The 256-nt window shown below is 44.1% G+C and carries 1 protein-coding gene; it reads right to left on the bottom strand.

The features are described 5' to 3' along the window. The coding region (gene mtnN / locus AAEY93_RS20850; protein WP_502959576.1) for a 5'-methylthioadenosine/S-adenosylhomocysteine nucleosidase at positions 1-247 on the bottom strand (247 nt) is incomplete at its 3' end. Between the last annotated feature and the right edge of the window lie 9 nt (positions 248-256).

Here is a 256-nt window from a genome sequence, read left to right as displayed (position 1 = left end):
CGTCTACATCGTGATGACGCACTTCTGATGAAATGACAATATCGCCAATTGCCAATGAATCGACAAAACCACCAGCAGAACCGGTGTTAATCACATGGGTTGCGGCAAACTTTTCGATTAATAATGTGGTTGCAATACTGGCTGCTACTTTACCGATACCTGAGCGGGTCACAACCACGTTTTTACCGGCAATGGTGCCGCTAATAAATTCGATGCCAGCAATTGTTGTATGTACTGGTTCTACAATAGCTTGAAC

It is taken from the genome of Shewanella sp. CAL98-MNA-CIBAN-0140, from assembly GCF_040309905.1.
Classification (GTDB): Bacteria; Pseudomonadota; Gammaproteobacteria; order Enterobacterales; family Shewanellaceae; genus Shewanella; species Shewanella psychromarinicola.
This window is presented reverse-complemented; position numbering and strand designations above follow the sequence as displayed.